General features: G+C 61.2%; 1 protein-coding gene. It reads left to right on the top strand.

The window, feature by feature from the left end; genetic code table 11:
• The coding region (locus AC2VOP_RS11295) for an MMPL/RND family transporter (RefSeq protein ID WP_486961048.1) at positions 1–2,226 on the top strand (2,226 nt) is incomplete at its 5' end.
• Between the last annotated feature and the right edge of the window lie 173 nt (positions 2,227–2,399).

The raw sequence follows: 2,399 nt of genomic DNA on the forward strand, positions 1-2,399 counted from the left end.
GTCGCGTTCCTTGGATATCACAACGTCATGGGCCTCACCACATTCGCGGTCAACATCATGGTGATGCTGGCGATCGCGGCGGGCACCGATTACGGGATATTCCTCATCGGACGCTACCGCGAAGCGCGCATGGCCGGCGAGGACGCAATCACCGCCTATTACACGACCGTTCGCAGTGTCACCCCGGTCGTCCTGGGTTCGGGGCTGACCATTGCCGGAGCGTCGGCGGTGCTCTACGTGACCCGCCTGCCGTACTTTCACACCATGGCCATTCCGGTGGCCACCGGAATGATCGTCGTGGTATCGGCCGCGCTGACCCTTGGCCCGGCCGTTGTCGTGGTGGCCAGCCGTTTCGGGTTGCTGGTGCCCAAAAACGCCAAGCCCAGCAGGTTCTGGCGAGCAGCCGGCATCGCCGTCGTACGCTGGCCCGCACCGATCATGGTCGCCGCCGGAGCGGTCATTCTGGTCGGCCTGGTTGCCCTCCCGGGTTTCCGACCCGGCTACGACGACCGGAAGTACCTACCGCAGGACACGCCGGTCAACGTCGGCTACGCCGCCGCGGAACGACATTTCTCGGCCGCCAGGATGGCGCCCGACATGACCATGGTCGAATCCGACCATGATATGCGTAATCCGGCGGACATGCTGGTTTTAGATAGAGTCGCGAAAAACATCATGCGGGTCGTCGGCATCGCGATGATCCAGGACATCACCCGGCCATTAGGTATTCCACTCCAGCACAGCTCGATACCCTTTCAGCTGAGTGTGGCAAACCAGTTGATCATCCAGAACATGCAATCCCTGAAAAACCGGGTGGCCGACATAGATACGATATCGCAGCAGCTGGACCGGGACATCAACCTGCTGAACACGATGTATGCCCGCCTGACGGAGGTCGTCCATACCACCGAAGACCTCGCCGCCGTAACCAGAGAGACCGTTGTCGTCTCCGATACGCTCCGGGACCACATTGCCGACAGCCTCGACTTCTTCAGACCATTCGAAACCTACTTCCACTGGGAAGCGCACTGCTTCGATATTCCCATCTGCTGGGCGCTCAGGTCGACATTTGAGTCTGCGGAGACAACGGACAAGCTCACCGAACAACTGTATTTTCTTTCGCACAACACCGACCGTCTGGCTGAGCTGATGCCGCAAGTGGTCGAGTTGCTACCGGCAGTGGTCGACACCATGACCATCATGCGGGGCCTGGTGGTGACGGTGCATAGTACGTTCTCCGCGTTCGTCGACCAGTTGGAGGACCTGAGCGACACCCAGATCATGATGGGTCAGAGTTTCGACGACTCCAAGAACGACGACTTCTTCTATCTGCCTCCGGAGGCGTTCGACAACAAAGACTTCCAGACCGGCCTGCGGCTGTTCATGTCGCCGGACGGCAAATCCGCTCGGTTCTTCGTCACCCACCAGACCTACCCGGCCACCCCGAAGGGAATCGCTCGGATCGAACCGGAGCGCACCGCGGCGCAGGAGGCGCTGAAGCAGTCGTCGCTGGCCGATGCCAAGGTGTACATCGGCGGCATGGCCGCCATGTATCAGGACATGCGCGACGGCGCCAAATACGACTTGATGATCGCGATCGTGGCATCGTTGACCCTGATCTTTCTGATCATGATGATGATCACCCGAAGCCTGGTGGCCGCATTGGTGATCGTCGGCACCGCGTCCAGCTCCATCGCGTCGTCGTTCGGGCTTTCCGTGCTGATCTGGCAGGACATCGTCGGCCAGGACATCTACTGGGTGACGCTGGTGCTGTCGGTGATCGTGTTGTTGGCCGTCGGATCCGACTACAACCTGTTGCTGGTCTCCCGGTTCGAGGAGGAGATTCACGCCGGACTCAAGACCGGATACATCCGGGCGATGGCGGGCAGCGGCGGGGTGGTGACGGCGGCGGGCATGGTGTTCGCGTTCACCATGTTCGTCATGCTCTTCAGTGATCTGCGGGCGATCGGGATGTTCGGAACCACGGTCTGCATCGGACTGTTGCTGGACACGTTTGTGGTCCGGGCGTTTTTCATGCCGTCGATCGCCACTCTGCTGGGCCGGTGGTTCTGGTGGCCGCAGGTGATGCGACCGACCGGCCCCAACGTGGTGCGCGGGATCGCGGCGCACACACCGCATGAGCCCGACACCGACAGGTTCGCGGCGGTGTCGGCACACCAGGTCTCACCTCCCGAGCCTCCCGGGCCTCCCGAGCCCACCGGATGAGGCCTAGTCGCTCTAACGTATAACTTTCGGTTTTGGGTGAACAACATTCGCGCGCAGATTCGTCTCTTGACCATCCGACCTGACTTAGGACATGGCCCGCGGGTTTCCTGACCGGCACCGCTCTGGCCTGGTGTTTCCTTGGCGCGAGGGCACTAATTGGGGCACTAAGCGGG

It is taken from the genome of Mycobacterium sp. TH-M106, assembly GCF_057473765.1.